The organism is Aequorivita sediminis (assembly GCF_032080575.2).
In the GTDB taxonomy this organism is placed as follows: domain Bacteria; phylum Bacteroidota; class Bacteroidia; order Flavobacteriales; family Flavobacteriaceae; genus Aequorivita; species Aequorivita sediminis.
Window position 1 is genome coordinate 1 of record NZ_JAVLSO020000041.1, and the last position, 527, is coordinate 527.

Below are 527 nucleotides of genomic sequence, written 5' to 3' on the forward strand. Positions count from 1 at the left end.
TCAAGTTATGCAGGAAACAACCCAACAGTTGTAATCATCTGTACTGATGCGAGCATTGCACTTATTAAAACTTCAGATGTTGAAGTTGATCCAACAACAGGATGTTCAACGCTCGAGGTTGGTGATGTAATTACCTATAGCTTCTCAGTTAAGAATACTGGGAACGTAACCCTAACCGATGTTATGGTAAGTGATTTAGTTGGAGGCGTTACTGTATCAGGAGGACCAATTACATTGGAGCCTGGAGCGGAAGATTTTAGTACGTTCACAGCTACATATACAATTACACAAGCTGATATTGACAACGGAACGTTTACCAATACAGCATTAGTAGTAGGTACAACACCTAGCAACACCCAAGTGGATGATGAATCGGATAACTCAAGTTATGCAGGAAACAACCCAACGGTTGTAACCATCTGTACTGATGCGAGCATTGCACTTATTAAAACTTCAGATGTTGAAGTTGATCCAACTACAGGATGTTCAACGCTCGAGGTTGGTGATGTAATTAACTATAGCTTCTC

At 40.6% G+C, this 527-nt stretch carries 1 protein-coding gene; it reads left to right on the forward strand.

Annotated elements, in window-relative coordinates; all coding sequences use genetic code 11:
• On the forward strand, nucleotides 1-527 hold a 527-nt coding region (locus RT250_RS13535; protein WP_435373081.1), incomplete at both ends, for a DUF7507 domain-containing protein.